We start from the raw sequence: 18,949 nt of genomic DNA, 5'->3' as shown, positions 1-18,949 counted from the left end.
CCCGTCATGCGTACGAGTTCCACCACCGTGCTCGCCGCCGTCTTCCTGGCCGCCACCACCCTGCTCCCCGGCGCGGCCTCCGCCGCCCACGCCGCCGGTCCGCCGCCGCTGGGGGCCTGCGCCACCGGGCAGCTCTGCTTCTGGGCCAAGCCGGACTTCAAGGGCACGAAGCAGATCCACGAACTGACCGACCTGACGACCAACGACTGCGTCTCGCTGCCGCCGGGCAAGAGCGCGCAGGCCCTCGCCAACCGGACCGGACGGCCGGTGACCACCTACCAGTCGGCCGAGTGCATCGAGACCGGCGAGTTCCAGACCTACCCCGGCGACGGCACCTGGCTGCCCCAGTCCCCCTACCAGGTGAGGGCGTTCAAGGTGTGGGAGCGATAGCCGCGGGCTCCGGGTGCGGAGCCGGTACGTCGGCCCCCGCGCCCGGGGTCGCCCCGCCGAGCCGGGCGACCTCGGCGCGCAGGGCCCGTACCTCCTCGGTCAGCTCGAAGAGGGCGGCCGCCTGGAGCCGCTCCGCCTGGTCGTCGCGCTCGAACCGGGAGATGAACCAGGCCGCGATGTTCGCGGTCACCACACCCAGCAGCGCGATCCCCGACAGCATCAGGCCGACCGCGACCAGCCGCCCCAGACCCGTCGTGGGGGAGTGGTCCCCGTATCCCACGGTGGTCATCGTGGTGAAGGACCACCAGACCGCGTCCTGGAGGTTGCGAATGTTGCCGCGCGGGGCGTCGCGCTCCACGCTCAGCACGGCCAGCGAGCCGAACATCAGCAGCCCCACCACCGCCCCCGCCACATAGGTGGTCAGCCGCACCTGCGGGGCCATCCGGGCCCGCCGCCCCACCAGCAGCAGCGTCGACACCAGCCGCAACAGCCGCAGCGGCTGGATCATCGGCAGCAGCACCGCCGCCAGGTCCAGCCAGTGCGTGCGCACGAACAACCGCCGGTCCGCCGCCAACCCCAACCGCACCGCGTAGTCCCCCGCGAACACGCTCCACACCACCCACTCCGTCAGCAGGCACGCCTCGTGCACGGAGCGGTCCGCGTCGGGAACGATGATCGGGACGGCGTACGCGACGCCGAAGGCCACCGCGCACACGAGCAGGGGGAGCTGGGTGCGTCGCTCCCAGCGGAGCTGCGCGGGCTGTTCCTTCATGCGGGGCATCGTAGGGAACGACGGCGGGGCGCCGGGGACCAGCCACCCAAAAGGTCCCCCGCGCCCCGCCGGACAACGCGCCCGTGACGGCTAGGCGTCCCCGCCCGCCGCGCCCGGGTCGGCCGCCGTGACGTCCAGCAGCTGGTAGCGGTCGATGGCCTGCTTGAGCACCGAACGGTCGATCTGCCCGGCCTTGGCCAGCTCGGTCAGCGTCGCCAGCACCACCGACTGGGCGTCGATGTGGAAGAAGCGACGGGCCGCGCCGCGCGTGTCCGCGAAGCCGAAGCCGTCCGCGCCCAGCGAGGTGTACGCACCCGGCACCCAGCGCGAGATCTGGTCCGGGACCGCCCGCATCCAGTCCGAGACGGCCACGAACGGCCCCTCGGCACCGGACAGCTTGCGCGTCACGTACGGGACGCGCTGGTCCTCCTCCGGGTGGAGCAGGTTGTGCGTCTCCACCTCGACCGCGTCGCGGCGCAGCTCGTTCCAGGAGGTCGCCGACCAGACGTCCGCCCGGACGTTCCACTCCGCGGCCAGGATCCGCTGCGCCTCCAGCGCCCACGGCACCGCCACGCCCGAGGCCATGAGCTGCGCCGGGACGCCGCCCTCGGTCCCGCGGGAGATCCGGTGGATGCCCTTGAGGATGCCGTCCACGTCGACGTCCGCCGGCTCGGCCGGGTGCTGGATCGGCTCGTTGTAGACGGTCATGTAGTAGAAGACGTCCTCGGCGGCCGGGCCGTACATCCGGCGCAGGCCGTCCTTGACGATGTGCGCGATCTCGTACCCGTAGGCCGGGTCGTAGGCGACGCAGCCCGGGTTGGTCGAGGCCAGCAGCTGGGAGTGACCGTCGGCGTGCTGGAGGCCCTCACCCGTCAGGGTGGTCCGACCGGCGGTCGCGCCGAGCACGAAACCGCGCGCGAGCTGGTCGGCCATCTGCCAGAACTGGTCACCCGTGCGCTGGAAACCGAACATCGAGTAGAAGACGTAGACCGGGATCAGCGGCTCGCCGTGCGTCGCGTACGCCGAACCCGCGGCGATCAGCGAGGCCGTGCAGCCAGCCTCCGAGATGCCGTCGTGCAGCATCTGGCCGGTCGGGGACTCCTTGTACGCGAGCAGCAGGTCGCGGTCGACCGCCTCGTACTGCTGGCCCAGCGGGTTGTAGATCTTGGCGCTCGGGAAGAACGCGTCCATGCCGAAGGTGCGGTACTCGTCCGGCGCGATCAGCACGAACCGCTTGCCGATCTCCTTGTCCCGCATCAGGTCCTTCAGGATGCGGACGAAGGCCATGGTGGTGGCGATCGACTGCTGTCCCGAGCCCTTCTTGGCGGCCGCGTACGTCTTGTCGTCCGGCAGCTGCAGCGGCTTGGCGCGCACGACGCGGGTCGGCACGTAGCCGCCCAGGGCGCTGCGGCGGTCGTGCATGTACTGGATCTCGGGGGAGTTGCGGCCCGGGTGGTAGTACGGCGGGGCGCCGCCCTCGAGCTGCTGGTCCGTGATCGGGATGTGCAGCCGGTCGCGGAAGCGCTTGAGGTCGTCGACCGTCAGCTTCTTCATCTGGTGGGTCGCGTTGCGGCCCTCGAAGTTCGGGCCCAGCGTCCAGCCCTTGACCGTCTGGGCCAGGATCACGGTCGGCTGGCCCTTGTGCGCCTTGGCCGCCGCGTAGGCCGCGTAGACCTTCTTGTGGTCGTGCCCGCCGCGGCCCAGGTGCTGGATCTGCTGGTCGGACATGTTCTCGACCATCGCGCGCAGCCGGTGGTCGCCGCCGAAGAAGTGGTCACGGATGTACGCGCCCGACTCGGTGGCGTACGTCTGGAACTGCCCGTCGGGGGTGGTGTTCATCTTGTTGACCAGGATGCCGTCGCGGTCCTGGGCCAGCAGCGGGTCCCAGGAACGGTCCCAGATCAGCTTGATGACGTTCCAGCCGGCGCCGCGGAACTGCGACTCCAGCTCCTGCATGATCTTGCCGTTGCCGCGCACCGGGCCGTCGAGGCGCTGGAGGTTGCAGTTGACGACGAAGGTCAGGTTGTCGAGGCCCTCGCGGGCGGCGATGGACAGCTGGCCGAGCGACTCCGGCTCGTCCATCTCGCCGTCACCGAGATACGCCCAAACGTGGGACTTGGAGGTGTCCGCGATCCCGCGCGCCTCCATGTACCGGTTCATCCGGGCCTGGTAGATCGCGCCGAGCGGGCCGAGGCCCATCGAGACGGTGGGGAACTCCCAGAAGTCCGGCATCAGCCGCGGGTGCGGGTAGCTGGAGAGGCCGTACGGCGCCTTCGACTTCTCCTGGCGGAACGCGTCGAGCTGCTGCTCGGAGAGCCGGTCCAGGAGGTAGGCGCGGGCGTAGATGCCGGGGGAGGCGTGGCCCTGGAAGAAGATCTGGTCGCCGCCGTCGCCCTCGTCCTTGCCCCGGAAGAAGTGGTTGAAGCCCACGTCGTAGAGGGAGGCGGAGGAGGCGAAGGTCGCGATGTGGCCGCCGACCCCGATGCCCGGGCGCTGCGCGCGCGAGACCATCACGGCCGCGTTCCAGCGGGTCGCGTTCAGGACCTTGCGCTCGATCTCCTCGTTGCCGGGGAAGAAGGGCTCGTCCTTGGTCGCGATGGTGTTCACGTAGTCCGTGCTGCGCATCTCGGGCACGGCCACGCGCTTCTCGCGGGCCCGCTCGATCAGCCGCAGCATCAGGTAGCGGGCACGCTCACGGCCCCGCTCGTCGACCGCTGAGTCGAGGGAGTCGAGCCACTCCTGAGTCTCCTCCGGATCGAAGTCCGGGACCTGACTCGGCAGGCCGCCAATGATGATCGGGTTGCGATCGGATGCGGAAGCCACGCTGTTCCTTCGCTGTCGGGGGAGTCGTGCCTTGGGGCGCCGGCTCCCATCGTCTACCGCTCGGCCGAAAACGTCATCTGTACCGCTGGGTAACAGCTGGAATATCAGGCCACACTCAAGGGGTGGGGAGCGGGTCCGGCCAAATCGCAACCTTACGCCCAAGTCGTTCGGCACCTTCGTAAGGCCGTTCGTCCTTCAAACAAGTGCCAAAGTCCCCATCGCGTGCCGAATGCGTCCCAATGGTGTGGGATGAATCACGAGGGGTTCGCGCGGGCAGGCTTAAAGTTGCGGCGAGACCGCCGCAATCGTCACCGTTTCGACGGTCTCGGCCACCGGGTACTTGCGCGATCCGCCGCGTCCGTGTGGACTACGCCCAATGCTGCGCGTACGCGCGCCGCCGAAGACATTCACCGATACATGAGCAGGAGGCACCCCGTGAGCGCGACCGCGGACCACGCGGAGACCAGTCTGGTTTCCAGGCTGGGTTTCGAGTCCGAACAGGTGGTCCAGGAGATCGGCTACGACGACGACGTCGATCAGGAATTCCGTGAGGCCATCGAGGACCACATCGGGGGTGATCTCGTCGACGAGGAGTACGACGACGTCGCCGATGCGGTGCTGCTCTGGTTCCGGGACGAAGACGGCGATCTGACGGACACGCTGGTCGACTCCATCAACTTGGTGGAGGACGGCGCACTGATCCTGCTGCTGACCCCCAAGACCGGTCGTCCCGGTTACGTCGAGGCCAGCGACATCAGCGAGGCCGCCCAGACGGCGGGCCTGGCGCAGACCAAGAGCGTCAGCGTCGGCAAGGAGTGGGCCGCCAGCAAGCTGGTCACCCCCAAGGCCGCCAAGTCCAAGCGCTAGCCACGCGCCCAGACAAGTGGAGGAACCCCGTCGGCCCCGGTCGGCGGGGTTTCTGCTGTTCCTACCCCCGGGCGCATACGGTCCTGTGGGGGCCTCGCCTAGGCTGGGCCTCACCCGAACGGCTCAATGAAGGGATACGAGAGATGGCGATCGAGGTCGGCACCAAGGCCCCGGACTTCGTACTGAAGGACAATCACGGCGCCACCGTGCGGCTCGCCGATTTCCGCGGCGAGAAGGCCGTGGTCCTGCTCTTCTACCCCTTCGCCTTCACCGGCGTCTGCACGGGCGAGCTGTGCGAGCTGCGCGACCAGCTGCCGCGGTTCCAGAACGACGACGTACAGCTGCTGGCGGTCTCCAACGACTCCGTGCCGACCCTGCGCGTCTTCGGCGAGCAGGAGGGCCTGGAGTATCCGCTGCTGTCGGACTTCTGGCCGCACGGCGAGACCTCCCGTGCCTACGGCGTCTTCGACGAGGAGAAGGGCTGCGCGGTCCGCGGCACCTTCATCATCGACAAGGACGGCATCGTGCGCTGGACCGTCGTCAACGGGCTGCCCGACGCGCGTGACCTGAACGAGTACATCAAGGCGCTCGACAGCATCTGAGCCGCTATCGCACGTTTCCGTACGAAAACCCCGTACGGGCGGGAACCCGTCACTAGGATCGAAGCGTTGATCCGGTAGCAACCGCACGACGGGGCACCGCCCCACACGAAACCAATGGAGGACCCGTGGGAGTCAGCCTCAGCAAGGGCGGCAACGTCTCGCTGACCAAGGCCGCGCCGAACCTGACGGCGGTCATCGTCGGTCTGGGCTGGGACGCTCGCACCACCACCGGTGTCGACTTCGACCTCGACGCCAGCGCGATCCTGACCAACGACCAGGGCAAGGTCGCCAGCGACGCCAACTTCGTGTTCTTCAACAACCTGAAGAGCCCCGACGGCTCGGTCGAGCACACCGGTGACAACACCACCGGTGAGGGCGAGGGCGACGACGAGGCGATCAAGGTCAACCTCGCCGGCGTCCCGGCCGACGTCAACAAGATCGTCTTCCCGGTCTCGATCTACGAGGCCGAGGCCCGCCAGCAGAGCTTCGGCCAGGTCCGCAACGCCTACATCCGCGTCGTGAACCAGGCCGACAACACCGAGCTCGCCCGCTACGACCTCTCCGAGGACGCCTCGACCGAGACCGCCATGGTCTTCGGCGAGCTGTACCGCAACGGCGCGGAGTGGAAGTTCCGTGCCATCGGCCAGGGCTACGCCTCGGGCCTGCGCGGCATCGCGCAGGACTTCGGCGTCAACGTCTGAGACCGAGCGTGAGCCCGGGCCCGCAGGGGGCCGGGTCCGAGGGGCAAGAGCAGATCACCGTCCGGCGCCGTGCACAGTCGTGTACGGCGCCGGATGTTCTTCATCGGCGTACCGTCGCCGGCACATCTCCGGGGAGGACCACATCATGGGCGTCACACTCGCCAAGGGGGGCAATGTCTCCCTCTCCAAGGCCGCACCGAACCTGACCCGGCTGCTGGTCGGCCTCGGCTGGGACGCGCGCTCGACCACGGGCGCCGACTTCGACCTCGACGCCAGCGCCCTGCTGTGTGCGGGCGGCCGGGTGCTCGGCGACGAGTACTTCGTCTTCTACAACAACCTGAAGAGCCCCGAGGGCTCCGTCGAACACACGGGGGACAACCTCACCGGTGAGGGTGAGGGCGACGACGAGTCGGTGCTGATCGACCTCACCAAGGTGCCGGCGGCCTGCGACAAGATCGTCTTTCCCGTCTCGATCCATGACGCCGATGCCCGCGGGCAGTCGTTCGGCCAGGTCACCAATGCTTTCATCCGCGTCGTGAACCAGGCGGACGGCCAGGAGTTGGCGCGCTACGACCTTTCGGAAGACGCGTCCAGCGAGACCGCGATGATCTTCGGAGAGGTCTACCGCTACGGCGCCGAATGGAAGTTCAGGGCGGTGGGGCAGGGGTACGCGTCGGGCCTGCGGGGCATCGCTCTAGACTTCGGGGTCAACGTTTCGTAAAGCCGTACAAGACGATGGGGTGCCCGTGGTTCTGAAAACCTTCGGCTGGTCGTTCGCAGTTACTGCGCTCGGTCTGGTCGCGGCGGTTCTCTACGGGGGGTGGACCGCGTTCGGGATCGTCGCGATCCTGTCCATCCTGGAGATCTCGCTGTCCTTCGACAATGCGGTGGTCAACGCCGGAATCCTGAAGAAGATGAATGCCTTCTGGCAGAAGATCTTCCTCACCGTGGGCGTCCTCATCGCCGTGTTCGGCATGCGCCTGGTCTTCCCCGTCGTGATCGTGGCGATCACCGCGAGCATCGGCCCCATCGAGGCCGTCGATCTCGCGATGACCGACAAGGACCGCTACCAGCAGCTCGTGACGGACGCCCACCCGTCCATCGCGGCCTTCGGTGGCATGTTCCTGCTGATGATCTTCCTCGACTTCATTTTCGAGGACCGCGACATCAAGTGGCTCGCCTGGCTGGAGCGTCCCCTCGCCAAGCTCGGCAAGATCGACATGCTGTCGGCCTGCATCGCGCTGATCGTCCTGCTGATCACGTCGTTCACCTTCGCCGCCCACGCCCACCAGCACGGCGGCCTGGAGGTCGACAAGGCGCAGACCGTACTGGTCTCCGGCATCGCCGGTCTGATCACGTACATGATCGTCGGCGGTCTCTCCGGCTACTTCGAGAACAAGCTCGAAGAAGAGGAGGAGGCCGAGCACGAGGCCGAGGAAGAGGCCAAGCGGACCGGCAAGAGCGTCTCGGCGGTCGCCATGGCCGGCAAGGCCGCGTTCTTCATGTTCCTCTACCTGGAGGTCCTGGACGCGTCCTTCTCCTTCGACGGGGTCATCGGCGCCTTCGCGATCACCAACGACATCGTGCTGATGGCCCTCGGCCTCGGCATCGGTGCCATGTACGTCCGTTCGCTGACGGTCTACCTGGTCCGCCAGGGCACCCTCGACGACTACGTCTACCTGGAGCACGGCGCGCACTACGCCATCGGCGCGCTCGCCGTCATCCTGCTCGTCACCATCCAGCACGAGATCAACGAGGTCATCACCGGCCTCGTCGGCGTGGTGCTGATCGCCTGGTCCTTCTGGTCCTCGGTGCGCCGGAACAAGCGCATGGAGCTGGAGGAGTCCGCCGCCGAGGCATGATCGCGGCGGTAATGCGGAACGCTCAACTGCGGGGCGGCTCGGGGTACTCCCGCGCCGCCCCGTCCCGTACCGGGCCAGCCAGGGGGATGGACATGGGCTTCACCGATTTCTTCGACGGTCTCAGGGGCGCTCGCGCCTCGCAGTTCCAGTCGGGCAGCGCCTCGTCGAACGCGATAGAGCTGACGAAACGCCACTCCACGGTCTCGCTCACCAAACAGGGGGCGGTGCACGGGAACCTGCGCGTCAACCTGTCCTGGCGGATGCGCACCTCGGACTTCGGGGGGGCGTCCGGCGCCGGGGGACAGCGCCTGCGCCATCCGTTCAAACTCTTCAAACCGGACATGGTGCAGGCGCACACCCAGGGCGTGGTCAACGTCGACCTGGACCTCGGCTGCCTGTACGAACTGACCGACGGCACCCGGGGGGTCGTACAGCCGCTCGGCAAGCTGCTCGGCGACATCAACGACCCGCCGTACGTCAAGCTCAGCGGCGACGACCGGTTCGGCTCGGCCTCGGGGGAGACCCTCTACGTCAACCTCGACCACGCGGACGAGATCAAGCGGCTCCTGGTCTTCGTCTACATCTACGACCAGACCCCGGCCTTCGACCGGACGCACGCCCTGGTCACCCTCTACCCGATCACCGGGCCCCGGATCGAGATCTCCCTCGACGAGCGGCAGCCGCAGGCGCGCTCCTGCGCGGTGGTCCTGCTGGAGAAGGTCAAGGGGGAGCTCGTCGTGCGGCGCGAGGTCAAGTTCGTCTACGGCTTCCAGGCCGAGCTGGACCGGCTGTACGGCTGGGGGCTCCAGTGGGGGCGGGGTTACAAGACCACCAAGGCGTGAGGGCGTCGCCCGCGACGCCCGCGGTGGCCGTGGCCGCCGCGGGGCCCGTGGTCGGAGCCCGGCCCCCGGTCGCAGCCGCGGCTCAGCGGCGGAGGAACTGCGGCCCCTGGACGGGCAGCCGGAAGGAGGGGTCGCCGACCGGCACCGGCGAGACGTGCTGCGGGTAGCCGTAGGCGGGCTGCGCGGCGGGCGGGGCCTGGGTGGGGCCCACCGGGGGCACCGTCGGCGCCGTGGCGGGCGTCTGCGGCCGCATCGCGGAGGTCCGGTCGTCCTGCCCCGTCGGCGCGGCCTGCGCCTCCCCCGCGCCGTCGTCCACCGAGATCCCGTGGTCGGTGGCCAGCCCGACGAGGCCGTTGGAGTACCCCTCGCCCAGCGCGCGGAACTTCCACCCCTCGCCCCGGCGGTAGACCTCCCCGCACATCAGGGCCGTCTCCGCACCCGTCTCGGGCCGCACGTCGAAGTAGGCGAGCGGCTCGGCGCCCCCGCTGACCGTGGCGTCGTAGAGCAGGATCCGCAGGTCCCCGACGCGCTGGAAGGGCACGTCCTCGGCCGAGACGACCACCAGCACCCGGTCCACCCAGGCGGGCACCGAGACCAGGTCCATCTGGACGGCGTCGGTGACCGCGTCGCCGACCCGCTTCTTGCCCAGCCGCCACACCGCGCCGGAGGGGTGCCGGGGCTGGTTGTAGAAGACGAAGTCCTCATCGGAACGCACACGGCCGTCCGCCCCCACGAGCAGCGCCGAGGCGTCCACGTCCGGCACCTCGGGTCCACCGGTCCAGCGCAGCACCGCCCGGACCGCAGCGGCGGTCACCGGGACGTTGGAGCCCTTCTGCATCGCGTGCGTCATGCCGGTCATCCTGCCCTCCCGGGGCGGGCCGGGACAATGCGGGCCCCCTGGAGTGTCGTGCGCGGCCCTTGTGAGCGCTCGTCGAGCTGTGCATGGTGCAAGAGGGTTACCCGAACTTCATGTGCTTGAGGAACTCTTGGAACTCATTCGTACGTACTATTACCGGCCATGCCACTGGGGCCGCCGAGGCAGTACGGGGGAAGCACATGCGTCATTTCGGGCACATATCGCCCACTGTCCGTGAGGGCCTCTTCCATCAGGAGCCGGTCGAGTTCACCGCGGACTCGCCCGCCCGTACCCTCGCGGCGGCGCTGGGGGCCACCCTCTACAGCCCCGCCACCCGACCCCACCTCGCGGCCGACGTGGCCAAGCAGGCGGGCCGCGGAGTCGTCTCCATGGTCCTCTGCCTGGAGGATTCCATCAGCGACGCCGATGTGGCGGGGGGCGAGGAGAACCTCATCCGGCAGTTCGCCGAGATCGACGCGAGCGCCGAGGAGCCCCCGCTGCTCTTCATCCGGATCCGCGAACCCGAACAGATATCCGATCTCGTGCGGCGGCTCGGCCGGTCGGCGCGCCGATTGGCCGGATTCGTACTGCCGAAATTCACGGAGAGTCGCGGAACCGCCTTTCTCGACGCCGTGCGGCAGGCCCAGGAAGAGGGCGGGCGCCACCTCTACGCCATGCCCGTCCTGGAGACCCCCGACCTGCTCCACCTGGAAACCCGGGTGGAGGCCCTCGCGGGCATCTCGCGCACGGTCAACGCCTACCGGGACCAGGTGCTCGCCCTGCGGCTGGGCGTGACCGACTTCTGCTCGGCGTACGGGCTGCGCCGCACCCCCGACATGACCGCCTACGACGTCCAGATCGTCGCGGGCGTGATCGCCGACGTGGTCAACGTGCTGAGCCGGGCCGACGGCACCGGCTTCACCGTCACCGGCCCGGTCTGGGAGTACTTCCGCAGCCAGCAGCGCCTCTTCAAGCCCCAGCTGCGCCGCAGCCCCTTCCTGGAGGAGGGCGTCGAGGAGCTGCGCACCGCGCTCATCGAGCACGACCTGGACGGCCTGCTCCGCGAGATCGAACTCGACCGGGCGAACGGCCTCCTCGGCAAGACCTGCATCCATCCGGCGCACGTCACGCCGGTGCACGCGCTGTCGGTGGTCTCCCACGAGGAGTTCAGCGACGCCCAGGACATCCTGCGCCCCGAGCGCGGTGGTGGTGGAGTGATGCGGTCGGCCTATACGAACAAGATGAACGAAGTGAAGCCCCACCGGGCCTGGGCCGAACGCACCATGCTGCGCGCGGAGGTCTTCGGTGTGGCCAAGGAGGAGGTCGGCTTCGTCGATCTCCTCACCGCCGGACTCAAGGTCTGAACCGGGGTCCGGCCGGTGTCGACGACGAGGAAGGGCAAGAAGATCGAAGCGGTGTGGTCGGGAGCAGGGATGCCGTCGGGAGCGCAGGAGCCGCCGGGAACCGCCGTGTGGTCGGGGACCTGGGTCGCGGACCGGCTGGGCGTCGCCCTGGAGGAGGCGCGGGCCCCGGCCGCTCCCGGCGCCCCGGACGCCCCCGCTCCGGGGCCCCGGCTCGACGAGCTGCTCGGGCTGGCGCTGCGCCGCAACCCCAAGCGGGCGCACCTGCTCGTGTCCCAGGTGCTCGGCAAGCACGTCCCGCAGTCCCCGGCGGTCGTCCACGGCGCCGGCCACGGGCTGGGGCTGCGGGTGCGCGAGCTGCTGGGCGACGCGGCCGCCTCCGCCGTGGTGCTCGGCTACGCCGAGACCGCGACCGGGCTCGGCCACAGCGTCGCCGACGGCCTCGGCGCGGCTCCCTACCTGCACTCCACCCGCCGCCCGGTGCACGGCGTCGCGCCCGCCGGGGGCTTCGAGGAGGCCCACTCGCACGCCACCTCGCACCTGCTGCTGCCGCAGGACCCCGAGCTGCTGGCGGGCACCGGGCCCCTGGTGCTGGTCGACGACGAGTTCTCCACCGGCAACACCGTCCTGAACACCATCCGCGACCTGCACGCACGCCACCCCCGCGGCCACTACGTCGTGGTCGCCCTGGTCGACATGCGCTCGGCGGCCGACCGCGCCCGGCTCACCGCCTTCGCGGAAGGGCTCGGCGCCCGGGTGGACCTGATCGCCCTGGCGAGCGGCACCGTACGGCTCCCGGAAGGGGTCCTGGAGCGGGGCACGCGGCTGGTCGAGGAGTACGAGTCCCGCGCCGCCGACGCGACCCCGGCGACCCCGGCGGCCCCCGCGGCCGCCTTCGCCCCCGCCGACCGGATCCGCCTCGACTGGCCCGCCGGGCTCCCCGACGGGGGCCGGCACGGTTTCACGCCCGCCCACCGGGCCCGCCTGGAGGCGGCGCTGCCCGCCCTCGGGGCGCAGCTCGCCCGCGCCCTGGGCCAGGGATCCGGTCGGGGCCCGGGCCGGGTCCTCGTACTCGGCAACGAAGAGCTGATGTACGCCCCGCTGCGGCTCGCCCTGGCCCTGGAGGAGACCGGCGCCGCCACCGAGGTGCGCTTCTCCACCACCACCCGCTCGCCCGTCCTGGCCGTCGACGACCCCGGCTACGCGATCCGCACCCGGCTGGTCTTCCCCGCCCACGACGACCCGGCCGACGGGCCCGGCGAGCGCTACGCCTACAACGTCGCCGCCGGCTCCGCCGGAGCGCGCTTCGACACCGTGGTCGTGGTCGTGGACTCGGTCGGCGACACCCCGGCCCTGCACGCCCCGGACGGCCTCCTGGCCCGTCTCGCCCCGCACACCGACCGGGTCGCGCTGGCCGTCGTACCGTCCTACACGCCCGTACCCGCCCCCGTACCCGACGACCGGCGGGAGCCGATCATGCTGCCCGAGCCCCTGCGCGGACCCGCGTTCTCCTCCTACCCGGCCGAGGACGTCGGCTGGCTGCTCCAGGACCTCTCGGACCTGGAGCTGGAGGCGCCCACCGAGGAGCGCGAGGAAGCCATCCAGGCGGGCGGCGCGCACTACGCCGAATCCCTGCCCGTCGAGTACCAGCCCAGCCCGCAGTACCAGGAGCTGTACCGGAGCGCGCTGAGCGCCTCCGCCGCCCGCATCGCGCGCGCGGTCGGCACGGTCACCGAGACGGTCCTCGCCGAGCGCTCCCCGCGCCCCGTGCTGGTCTCGCTGGCCCGCGCGGGCACCCCGGTCGGCGTCCTCATGCGCCGCTGGGCGCGGCACCGGCACGGCCTGGACCTGCCGCACTACGCCGTCTCTATCGTGCGCGGCCGGGGCATCGACGCCAACGCCCTGCGCTGGCTGGCCGCCCACCACGACCCGGCCGACGTCGTCTTCGTCGACGGCTGGACCGGCAAGGGCGCCATCACCCGCGAACTCAAGGCGGCCCTCGACGCCCACCGCGAGGAGACCGGCGGCCCCGGCTTCGACCCGGAGATCGTCGTCCTCGCCGACCCCGGCGGCTGCGTGTCGACGTACGGCACCCGCGAGGACTTCCTGATCCCCTCCGCCTGCCTCAACTCGACCGTCTCCGGGCTCATATCCCGGACCGTGCTGCGCTCCGACCTGGTCGGCCCGGACGACTTCCACGGCGCGAAGTTCTACCGCGAGCTGGCCGGGGCCGACGTCTCCGTCGACTTCGTCGACACCGTCGCCGCCCGCTTCGACGAGGTCGCCGACGCGGTCGACGCCGAGGTCAAGGAGCTGCTGGCCGCGGACCGTTCGCCGACCTGGGAGGGGTGGGCCGCGGTGGAACGGATCAGCGAGGAGTACGGCATCCACGACGTGAACCTGGTCAAGCCGGGCGTCGGCGAGACCACCCGGGTGCTGCTGCGCCGCGTGCCGTGGAAGATCCTGGCCCGGCGCGGCGCCGGAGCCGACCTCGACCACGTGCGCCTGCTGGCCGAGCAGCGCGGGGTACCGGTCGAAGAGGCCGACGGCCTGCCCTACACCTGCGTAGGACTCATCCATCCCCGCTTCACACGTGGCGCCACGGGCGCCGACGGAAAGGCCGTGTCCTCCAAGTGACCGTTCTGGTAGCCAGTGATCTCGACCGTACGCTCATCTACTCGGCCGCCGCCCTCGGGCTGACCATGCCGGACCCGGTGGCCCCCCGGCTGCTGTGCGTGGAGGTGCACGAGAGCCGTCCGCTGTCCTTCATGACGGAGACGGCCGCCGCGCTGCTCGCCGAACTCACCGCCGACTCCCGCGTGGTGTTCGTCCCGACCACCACGCGCACGCGCAAGCAGTACCAGCGCATCCGCTTCCCCGGACGCCCCGCGCCCTACGCGATCTGCGCCAACGGCGGGCAGCTGCTGGTGGACGGCGCGCCCGACCGGGACTGGCGGCGCCAGGTCGGCAAGCGGCTCGCGCAGGAGTGCGCACCGCTGGAAGAGGTGCACGGGCACCTGCTGGACACCGCCGATCCGCTGTGGCTGCGCAAGGCCCGGGTGGCGGAGGACCTCTTCGCCTACCTGGTGGTGGAGCGGGACCTGGTGCCCGAGGAGTGGCTCAAGGCGCTGACCGAGTGGGCGGGGACGCGCGGATGGACCGTCTCGCTCCAGGGCCGCAAGATCTACGCCGTCCCGCGCCCGCTGACCAAGAGCGCGGCGATGCGGGAGGTGGCCCGGCGCACGGGCGCCGAGCACACGCTGGCCGCCGGGGACTCGCTGCTGGACGCGGACCTGCTGGAAGCGGCGGACGAGGGGTGGCGGCCGGGCCACGGCGAGCTGGCCGACGCGCAGTGGCACGCTCCGCACGTGCGCGCGCTGACCACCAAGGGAGTCGTGGCGGGTGAGGAGATTGTCCGTCAGTTCGGCCGTGCGGTGGGCAGACTGAGCGCATGAGCAAAGGCAACAGCACCAAGATCACCGATGAGTTGTACGCGTACGTGCTCGCCCACAACCCGCCGCTGGACGAGGTCCAGCGCGGGCTGGTCGTCACCACGGCCGAGAAGTTCCCGGACGACGCCGGAATGCAGTCGGCCGAGGAGCAGGGGCCGCTGCTGGCCTTCCTCGTCCGGCTGACCGGCGCCCGTCACATCGTGGAGGTCGGCACCTTCACCGGGTTCTCGTCGCTGTCGATGGCCCAGGCGCTGCCCCCGGACGGCCGACTGATCGCCTGCGACGTCTCCGAGGAGTGGACGGCGTACGGGCGCGAGGCCTGGGCCGCCGCCGGCGTCGCGGACCGCGTCGAGCTGCGCATCGGGCCCGCCCTGGACACGCTGCGGGCGATGCCGTTCGAGGAGCACATCGACCTCGCGTACCTCGACGCCGACAAGCAGAGCCAGATCTCCTACTGGGAGGAGCTGGTCCCGAGACTGCGTCCGGGCGCCCTGATCGTCACCGACAACACCCTCTTCCACGGCACGGTGCTGGACGAGCACGCGACGGGCTCGGCGGCCGGGGTCCGCGCCTTCAACGAGCACGTGGTGGCGGACAAGCGGATGGAGTCCGTGATGCTCGGCATCTCGGACGGCCTGACGCTGTCGCGCAAGCGGGCCTGATCTTCCGAGGGATGCTGGGCGCGGGGTGCCGGGTGAGCCGGTGGCTCAGCCGCAGCCCCCGCCGCCGCAGCAACCGCCTCCGCCTCCCGCGCGCACCGGCGCGGGGGCGGAGCTGGTACCGCCGACGGCCACGGCCGACAGCAGCTTGACGGTGTCGCCGTGTCCGGCGGGGCAGCTCGCGGGCGCGGCGGACTCGGCCATGGGCCGGCTGACCTCGAAGACGTCCTCGCAGGTCCGGCAGCGGTACTCGTAACGGGGCATGCGCACAGGCTAAGCGCTCCGGGGCGCCCTCGGGGAGACCGGGACGTACGCCCGCGCCCGGTCCTCCCTGGCCGCCTGCTCGGGATGGCGGGCGCGCCAGTACGGATTGTCGTGCGGCAGGGCGCTGCCCACCCGCCCGTACATCCCGAACCACATCAGCATCACGCCGACGACGAAGCTGAAGAGCACGTTCTGGATCCGGAAGGCCAGGAAGTTCAGGCCGGTGTCCAGCAGCGCGAGATTGACGAACCCGCTCGCGATGAACAGCAGGCCCAGCGTGATGTTGAGGGTGGAGGCGAAGCTGCCGCCGATTACCATCCCGAGCACGAGCAGCGCGCCGATGCAGATCGACAGGACGCTCAGCGTGCCGTTGGTGTTCAGGGCGAGCACCGTGTCCCCGCGGGTGCCGAAGAACCCGATCCGGTTGATCAGCCCCAGGATCCCGAAGACGATCAACAACAGCCCGGTGAGCCCCGCGCCGACGCGGTAGACCTTGCTGAGCTTGTGGTCGGCGGGCAGGTGCTCGTCCAGCTGGGCGTTGACGGGATTGAGCAGCCGACGCGCCAGCCCGGGGGAGCCCTGTGGACCGTGGGACGCGTAGGGCTCGTGGGCCACGTACGGCGCGTAGTGCTCGTGGGCCTCGTGGCACCCGTAGAGCGCATGGGGCGCGTAGGACTCATGCGAACCGGGGGGCGCGGGGGACGGGGGTGGCGCGGCGGACGCGGTGGACGTGGCGGACGCGGGGGGCGTTACCTGGGAAGACTTGCGGGGCCTGTGGAAACCGTGGGCGGCCATGACGCCCTCCTCTGCTCCGTTGCGGCACCTCCAGCATCCATCGATGCCCACCGCCGGACAACCGGGGCCTCAGGAGGCGCCGCGCCGCCCCCGCATCTCCAGGACGACCCCGGCCACGGCCGCCCGTACGCCCTCCATCTCCTGGAGGAAGTGCCAGTAGTCGGGGTGGCGCCCCTCCAGCCCGGCCAGCGCCCGCTCCACCCGCGCCACCGCCTCGTCCAGCGGCCGCGCGTGCCGCGGATCGGGCACGCTGCGCCCCTCCATCGCCAGCCGCTGCGCGTCCCGGATCGCGAACCGGGTCCGCTGGACCTCGCCCTCCGGATCCTTGGCCACCGCCTCCAGCCGGGTCAGCCGGTCCTGGGCGGTCGACACGGCCTCGTCCACCGCGTCGAACAGCTCGCGCACCGTGGTGATCAGCGCGCTGGCATCCTCCCAGCGCTGCTCCTGCCGGGCCTGTCCCGCCTCCGTCAGCCGCTGCTCCGCCTGCCGTACGGAGGCCAGCGCCTGCTCCGGCACGTGCTGCAGGTCCTGCCAGCAGTCGGCACTGAAACGGCGCCGCAGCTCGCTCAGGACCGGATCCACCCGGTCCGCCCGGTTGCGCAACGCCTGCGCCCGGGTCCGCAGGCTCACCAGCCGGCGGTCCATCTCCGCAGCCCGCTCCGGCAGCCGCTCCGCCTCCGCCCGCACCGCCTCCGCGTCCCGCAGGATCCGGTCGGCGCGCTGCACCGTGGCGGGCACCCCGTGCTGCGCGGCGCCCTGGTTCAGCATGGTCAACTCCGGGCCGAGCGCCGCGAGCCGCGCGGCCAGATCATCGGCGCGCAGGCCACCGGCCCGTACGGCGTCCAGCGCGTTGGCCGCCGCGAGCAGCGCGGCCTTGGCCCGCTCCCGGGCGGGCGCGACCCGCGCCAGCTGCGACTCGGCGTTGTCCAACAGCGGCCGCAGCCCCTGGTCGAACCGCTCCAGCTCGCCCTTGACCCGCACCAGCTCGTCCCGGGCCCGCTCCAGCTCCCGCTTGGCCCGCGCGGCCACGGCGCCGTCGAGGTCGTCCCGGTCGAGGTCGTGCGCGTCGACGGCCTCGATGTAGACCTGACTGACTTCGTCGATCCGCCGGCCCAGCTCCGCGAACCCCTCGACCGCCCGCCGCCCGGCGGGAGACCCGTCCGCGGCCGTGATCGTCTCTATCGAGATCCGCAGATCCCGCTGAGCGGTGTCCAGCTCGTAGAACGCGGCGGCGGCCGCGTCCTTGGCGGCCTGCGCCTCCGCCCGCCGGCTCTCGTCCCGCCCACCGAACCACCGCCGGGAAGCCGTCGTCACAATCCCTCTCCCGTACCGCGTCCAACCGCGTCCACCATGCCCTCGCCCATTCTCCCCCACGAGATCGCGTTTGCGTCCGGGGTCCGCCCGCCATGTAGGCTGTCCACTCATCCACGGGTGCGTAGCTCAGGGGTAGAGCGCTGCTCTTACAAAGCAGATGTCGGCGGTTCGAAACCGTCCGCGCCCACCGGTCAAAAGGCCCCCCGCCGATCATGGCGGGGGGTCTTTTGCATCCACAAGTGACGGCAACGGCTTGCTGGGATGTCGGTCCAGGTGCTTATGGTCGTGGCCATGACGACGTTTGAGCTTGTGCCCGGAGTGATCACGACGCGTGACGAGGTCGTGGCAGCTTTCGGCGGTGGGAAGTTCCAGGGCATCGAGCCGGCCAGCGCGGCGAAGAAGGTGTTCGTCTACTCCGACCCGTCCGCGGGCGAGGCGTACGGGTACACCTTCGACGGCCGTGCCGAGGATGACGAGTACGGTCCGCTGTACCTGTACACGGGCTACGGCGCCAACGGTGACCAGCAGCTCAAGAGCCGCAACAGGTCCCTGCGCTACCACGTCGAAGACGGCCGTGAGCTGCACTTGTTCGTCGCGCAGGGCAAGGTGCCCGGGGGGAGCGGCGCCATGCGCCAGCGCTACATCGGGCAGATGGTGGTGGACCCGATCAACCCCGTGGAGATCCGCCGCGGACCGGGCCAGGACCACAAGATGCGCAACGCCCTGGTGTTTCGGCTGCGGCCGGTTCCGGGGTCGGCGCCGGCCTGGAAGGAAGAGGACTGGCTCAAGCCGGCAGCGGGCAACGACGTCGAGGACGTCGACACCGTCCCGGTGATCCCGGCGCAGACCAGCGTGAAGGACAAGAAGTCCGAGCAGCACACGACCTCGGAGACGATCGCTGATGTTCCCGGGGGGCCGCGTACCGTTCTGCGTCGCGAAGGCCTACTGATGGAGGCGTTCAAGAAGGACCTCGAAGCTGCCGGCCACGTGCACAAGTCGTTCCAGATCACCATCGCCGGTGAGGTGGGTGCGCTCACCCCGGACCTGTACGACTCCACCGACCACGTGCTGTACGAGGCCAAGGGGCTGACCACCCGCACCAACATCCGCATGGCGATCGGTCAGCTGGCCGACTACCGCAGGCACCTCCCCAATCCGGAGGGCCTGCGCGCCGCCGTGCTGCTGCCCAGTGAGCCGAGCAAGGACGTGAAGGACCTGCTGGCATCGCAGAACGTGCACCTCGTCTACCAGGTCGAGGAAGGCTTTGCCGGCTTCCCCTTGGGGACCTGAGGTCCGAGGGCGGGTTCAGCGTTGCCCGAGGCGTGCTTAGGGTGTCGTCGTAGTCCAGCGAGTGGATCGGTCCGATCGGTCCGGAGAGGTCACGCCCCC

18 protein-coding genes and 1 tRNA gene are annotated in these 18,949 nt (G+C 70.5%); 13 read left to right on the top strand and 6 right to left on the bottom strand.

All coding sequences use genetic code 11. The features are described 5' to 3' along the window. Positions 1–6 precede the first annotated feature (6 nt). The gene (locus ACFWAR_RS12700) at positions 7–390 is read left to right on the top strand and encodes a peptidase inhibitor family I36 protein (RefSeq protein WP_385776092.1); all 384 of its coding nucleotides are present in this window, start codon (positions 7–9) and stop codon (positions 388–390) included. Here ACFWAR_RS12700 and ACFWAR_RS12695 read toward each other — a convergent pair. Together ACFWAR_RS12695 and aceE are read right to left on the bottom strand one after the other, a co-directional pair. Next, a complete protein-coding gene (locus ACFWAR_RS12695; protein ID WP_385776090.1) occupies positions 371–1,162 on the bottom strand; it encodes a potassium channel family protein in 792 nt (263 codons plus the stop codon). The genes ACFWAR_RS12700 and ACFWAR_RS12695 overlap by 20 nt on opposite strands. A gap of 90 nt (positions 1,163–1,252) precedes the next feature. Further along, complete coding sequence (gene aceE, locus ACFWAR_RS12690) at positions 1,253–3,985, bottom strand: pyruvate dehydrogenase (acetyl-transferring), homodimeric type (protein WP_385776089.1); 2,733 nt, start codon at positions 3,983–3,985, stop codon at positions 1,253–1,255. Positions 3,986–4,420: 435 nt separating this feature from the next. Between aceE and ACFWAR_RS12685 the strand changes: the two genes are divergently transcribed. The 6 genes from ACFWAR_RS12685 (at position 4,421) to ACFWAR_RS12660 (ending at position 8,859) form a co-directional block, all read left to right on the top strand. Continuing rightward, the gene (locus tag ACFWAR_RS12685; RefSeq protein WP_351044148.1) at positions 4,421–4,852 is read left to right on the top strand and encodes a DUF3052 domain-containing protein; all 432 of its coding nucleotides are present in this window, start codon (positions 4,421–4,423) and stop codon (positions 4,850–4,852) included. A 143-nt stretch (positions 4,853–4,995) separates the two neighbouring features. Further along, the gene (locus ACFWAR_RS12680; protein ID WP_330330218.1) at positions 4,996–5,454 is read left to right on the top strand and encodes a peroxiredoxin; all 459 of its coding nucleotides are present in this window, start codon (positions 4,996–4,998) and stop codon (positions 5,452–5,454) included. 125 nt (positions 5,455–5,579) lie between these two features. Continuing rightward, positions 5,580–6,155 carry a TerD family protein gene (locus ACFWAR_RS12675; protein ID WP_330330217.1) on the top strand — a complete coding sequence of 192 codons (576 nt, stop codon included), beginning with the start codon at positions 5,580–5,582 and terminating at the stop codon, positions 6,153–6,155. 145 nt (positions 6,156–6,300) lie between these two features. After that, positions 6,301–6,876 (top strand): TerD family protein, encoded by a 576-nt coding sequence (locus tag ACFWAR_RS12670; RefSeq protein WP_354381862.1) that lies wholly within the window; start codon positions 6,301–6,303, stop codon positions 6,874–6,876. 25 nt (positions 6,877–6,901) lie between these two features. Then, positions 6,902–8,017, top strand: coding sequence for a DUF475 domain-containing protein (locus tag ACFWAR_RS12665; protein ID WP_385776085.1), 1,116 nt, complete (start codon positions 6,902–6,904; stop codon positions 8,015–8,017). 92 nt (positions 8,018–8,109) lie between these two features. Next, complete coding sequence (locus ACFWAR_RS12660; RefSeq protein ID WP_385776083.1) at positions 8,110–8,859, top strand: Tellurium resistance; 750 nt, start codon at positions 8,110–8,112, stop codon at positions 8,857–8,859. Between the two features lie 82 nt (positions 8,860–8,941). Here ACFWAR_RS12660 and ACFWAR_RS12655 read toward each other — a convergent pair whose 3' ends face one another. After that, entirely contained in the window at positions 8,942–9,709 is a 768-nt protein-coding gene (locus ACFWAR_RS12655; protein ID WP_385776236.1) for a TerD family protein, read from the bottom strand. A gap of 206 nt (positions 9,710–9,915) precedes the next feature. Between ACFWAR_RS12655 and ACFWAR_RS12650 the strand changes: the two genes are divergently transcribed. The 4 genes from ACFWAR_RS12650 to ACFWAR_RS12635 all read left to right on the top strand — a co-directional run bounded on the left by ACFWAR_RS12650 (position 9,916) and on the right by ACFWAR_RS12635 (position 15,190). Continuing rightward, positions 9,916–11,079 carry an HpcH/HpaI aldolase/citrate lyase family protein gene (locus ACFWAR_RS12650; protein WP_385776081.1) on the top strand — a complete coding sequence of 388 codons (1,164 nt, stop codon included), beginning with the start codon at positions 9,916–9,918 and terminating at the stop codon, positions 11,077–11,079. A gap of 69 nt (positions 11,080–11,148) precedes the next feature. Continuing rightward, on the top strand, positions 11,149–13,713 hold the full coding sequence (locus tag ACFWAR_RS12645) for a phosphoribosyltransferase (RefSeq protein ID WP_385776234.1): 2,565 nt from the start codon (positions 11,149–11,151) through the stop codon (positions 13,711–13,713). Continuing rightward, complete coding sequence (locus ACFWAR_RS12640; RefSeq protein WP_385776079.1) at positions 13,710–14,531, top strand: HAD family hydrolase; 822 nt, start codon at positions 13,710–13,712, stop codon at positions 14,529–14,531. The genes ACFWAR_RS12645 and ACFWAR_RS12640 overlap by 4 nt, the downstream gene beginning before the upstream one ends. Then, positions 14,528–15,190: an O-methyltransferase gene (locus ACFWAR_RS12635; RefSeq protein WP_385776077.1), complete on the top strand. Its 663-nt coding sequence runs from the start codon at positions 14,528–14,530 to the stop codon at positions 15,188–15,190. The genes ACFWAR_RS12640 and ACFWAR_RS12635 overlap by 4 nt, the downstream gene beginning before the upstream one ends. Before the next feature lie 45 nt (positions 15,191–15,235). Here ACFWAR_RS12635 and ACFWAR_RS12630 read toward each other — a convergent pair whose 3' ends face one another. The 3 genes from ACFWAR_RS12630 to ACFWAR_RS12620 all read right to left on the bottom strand — a co-directional run bounded on the left by ACFWAR_RS12630 (position 15,236) and on the right by ACFWAR_RS12620 (position 17,560). Further along, positions 15,236–15,451, bottom strand: coding sequence for a zinc ribbon domain-containing protein (locus ACFWAR_RS12630; RefSeq protein WP_385776075.1), 216 nt, complete (start codon positions 15,449–15,451; stop codon positions 15,236–15,238). 9 nt (positions 15,452–15,460) lie between these two features. After that, positions 15,461–16,066 (bottom strand): DUF4383 domain-containing protein, encoded by a 606-nt coding sequence (locus tag ACFWAR_RS12625; protein ID WP_385776073.1) that lies wholly within the window; start codon positions 16,064–16,066, stop codon positions 15,461–15,463. A gap of 249 nt (positions 16,067–16,315) precedes the next feature. Beyond that, on the bottom strand, positions 16,316–17,560 hold the full coding sequence (locus ACFWAR_RS12620) for a hypothetical protein (protein WP_385776071.1): 1,245 nt from the start codon (positions 17,558–17,560) through the stop codon (positions 16,316–16,318). Between the two features lie 115 nt (positions 17,561–17,675). Between ACFWAR_RS12620 and ACFWAR_RS12615 the strand changes: the two genes are divergently transcribed. Beyond that, positions 17,676–17,747, top strand: a tRNA-Val gene (locus ACFWAR_RS12615). A 104-nt stretch (positions 17,748–17,851) separates the two neighbouring features. After that, positions 17,852–18,850, top strand: a complete 999-nt coding sequence (locus ACFWAR_RS12610) for a hypothetical protein (protein WP_385776232.1) — start codon at positions 17,852–17,854, stop codon at positions 18,848–18,850. Positions 18,851–18,949: the final 99 nt, after the last annotated feature.

The sequence above is a fragment of the Streptomyces sp. NPDC059917 genome, from assembly GCF_042730635.1.
Taxonomy (GTDB): Bacteria; Actinomycetota; Actinomycetes; order Streptomycetales; family Streptomycetaceae; genus Streptomyces.
This window is presented reverse-complemented; position numbering and strand designations above follow the sequence as displayed.

Excerpts from the sequence above, each read along its gene's own strand:
- ACFWAR_RS12700 (WP_385776092.1), top strand. The coding sequence starts at position 7 with ATGCGTACGAGTTCCACCACCGTGCTCGCCGCCGTCTTCCTGGCCGCC.
- ACFWAR_RS12695 (WP_385776090.1), bottom strand. The coding sequence starts at position 1,162 with ATGAAGGAACAGCCCGCGCAGCTCCGCTGGGAGCGACGCACCCAGCTC.
- ACFWAR_RS12680 (WP_330330218.1), top strand. The coding sequence starts at position 4,996 with ATGGCGATCGAGGTCGGCACCAAGGCCCCGGACTTCGTACTGAAGGAC.
- ACFWAR_RS12670 (WP_354381862.1), top strand. The coding sequence starts at position 6,301 with ATGGGCGTCACACTCGCCAAGGGGGGCAATGTCTCCCTCTCCAAGGCC.
- ACFWAR_RS12660 (WP_385776083.1), top strand. The coding sequence starts at position 8,110 with ATGGGCTTCACCGATTTCTTCGACGGTCTCAGGGGCGCTCGCGCCTCG.
- ACFWAR_RS12655 (WP_385776236.1), bottom strand. The coding sequence starts at position 9,709 with ATGACGCACGCGATGCAGAAGGGCTCCAACGTCCCGGTGACCGCCGCT.
- ACFWAR_RS12650 (WP_385776081.1), top strand. The coding sequence starts at position 9,916 with ATGCGTCATTTCGGGCACATATCGCCCACTGTCCGTGAGGGCCTCTTC.
- ACFWAR_RS12645 (WP_385776234.1), top strand. The coding sequence starts at position 11,149 with ATGCCGTCGGGAGCGCAGGAGCCGCCGGGAACCGCCGTGTGGTCGGGG.
- ACFWAR_RS12635 (WP_385776077.1), top strand. The coding sequence starts at position 14,528 with ATGAGCAAAGGCAACAGCACCAAGATCACCGATGAGTTGTACGCGTAC.
- ACFWAR_RS12630 (WP_385776075.1), bottom strand. The coding sequence starts at position 15,451 with ATGCCCCGTTACGAGTACCGCTGCCGGACCTGCGAGGACGTCTTCGAG.
- ACFWAR_RS12610 (WP_385776232.1), top strand. The coding sequence starts at position 17,852 with ATGACGACGTTTGAGCTTGTGCCCGGAGTGATCACGACGCGTGACGAG.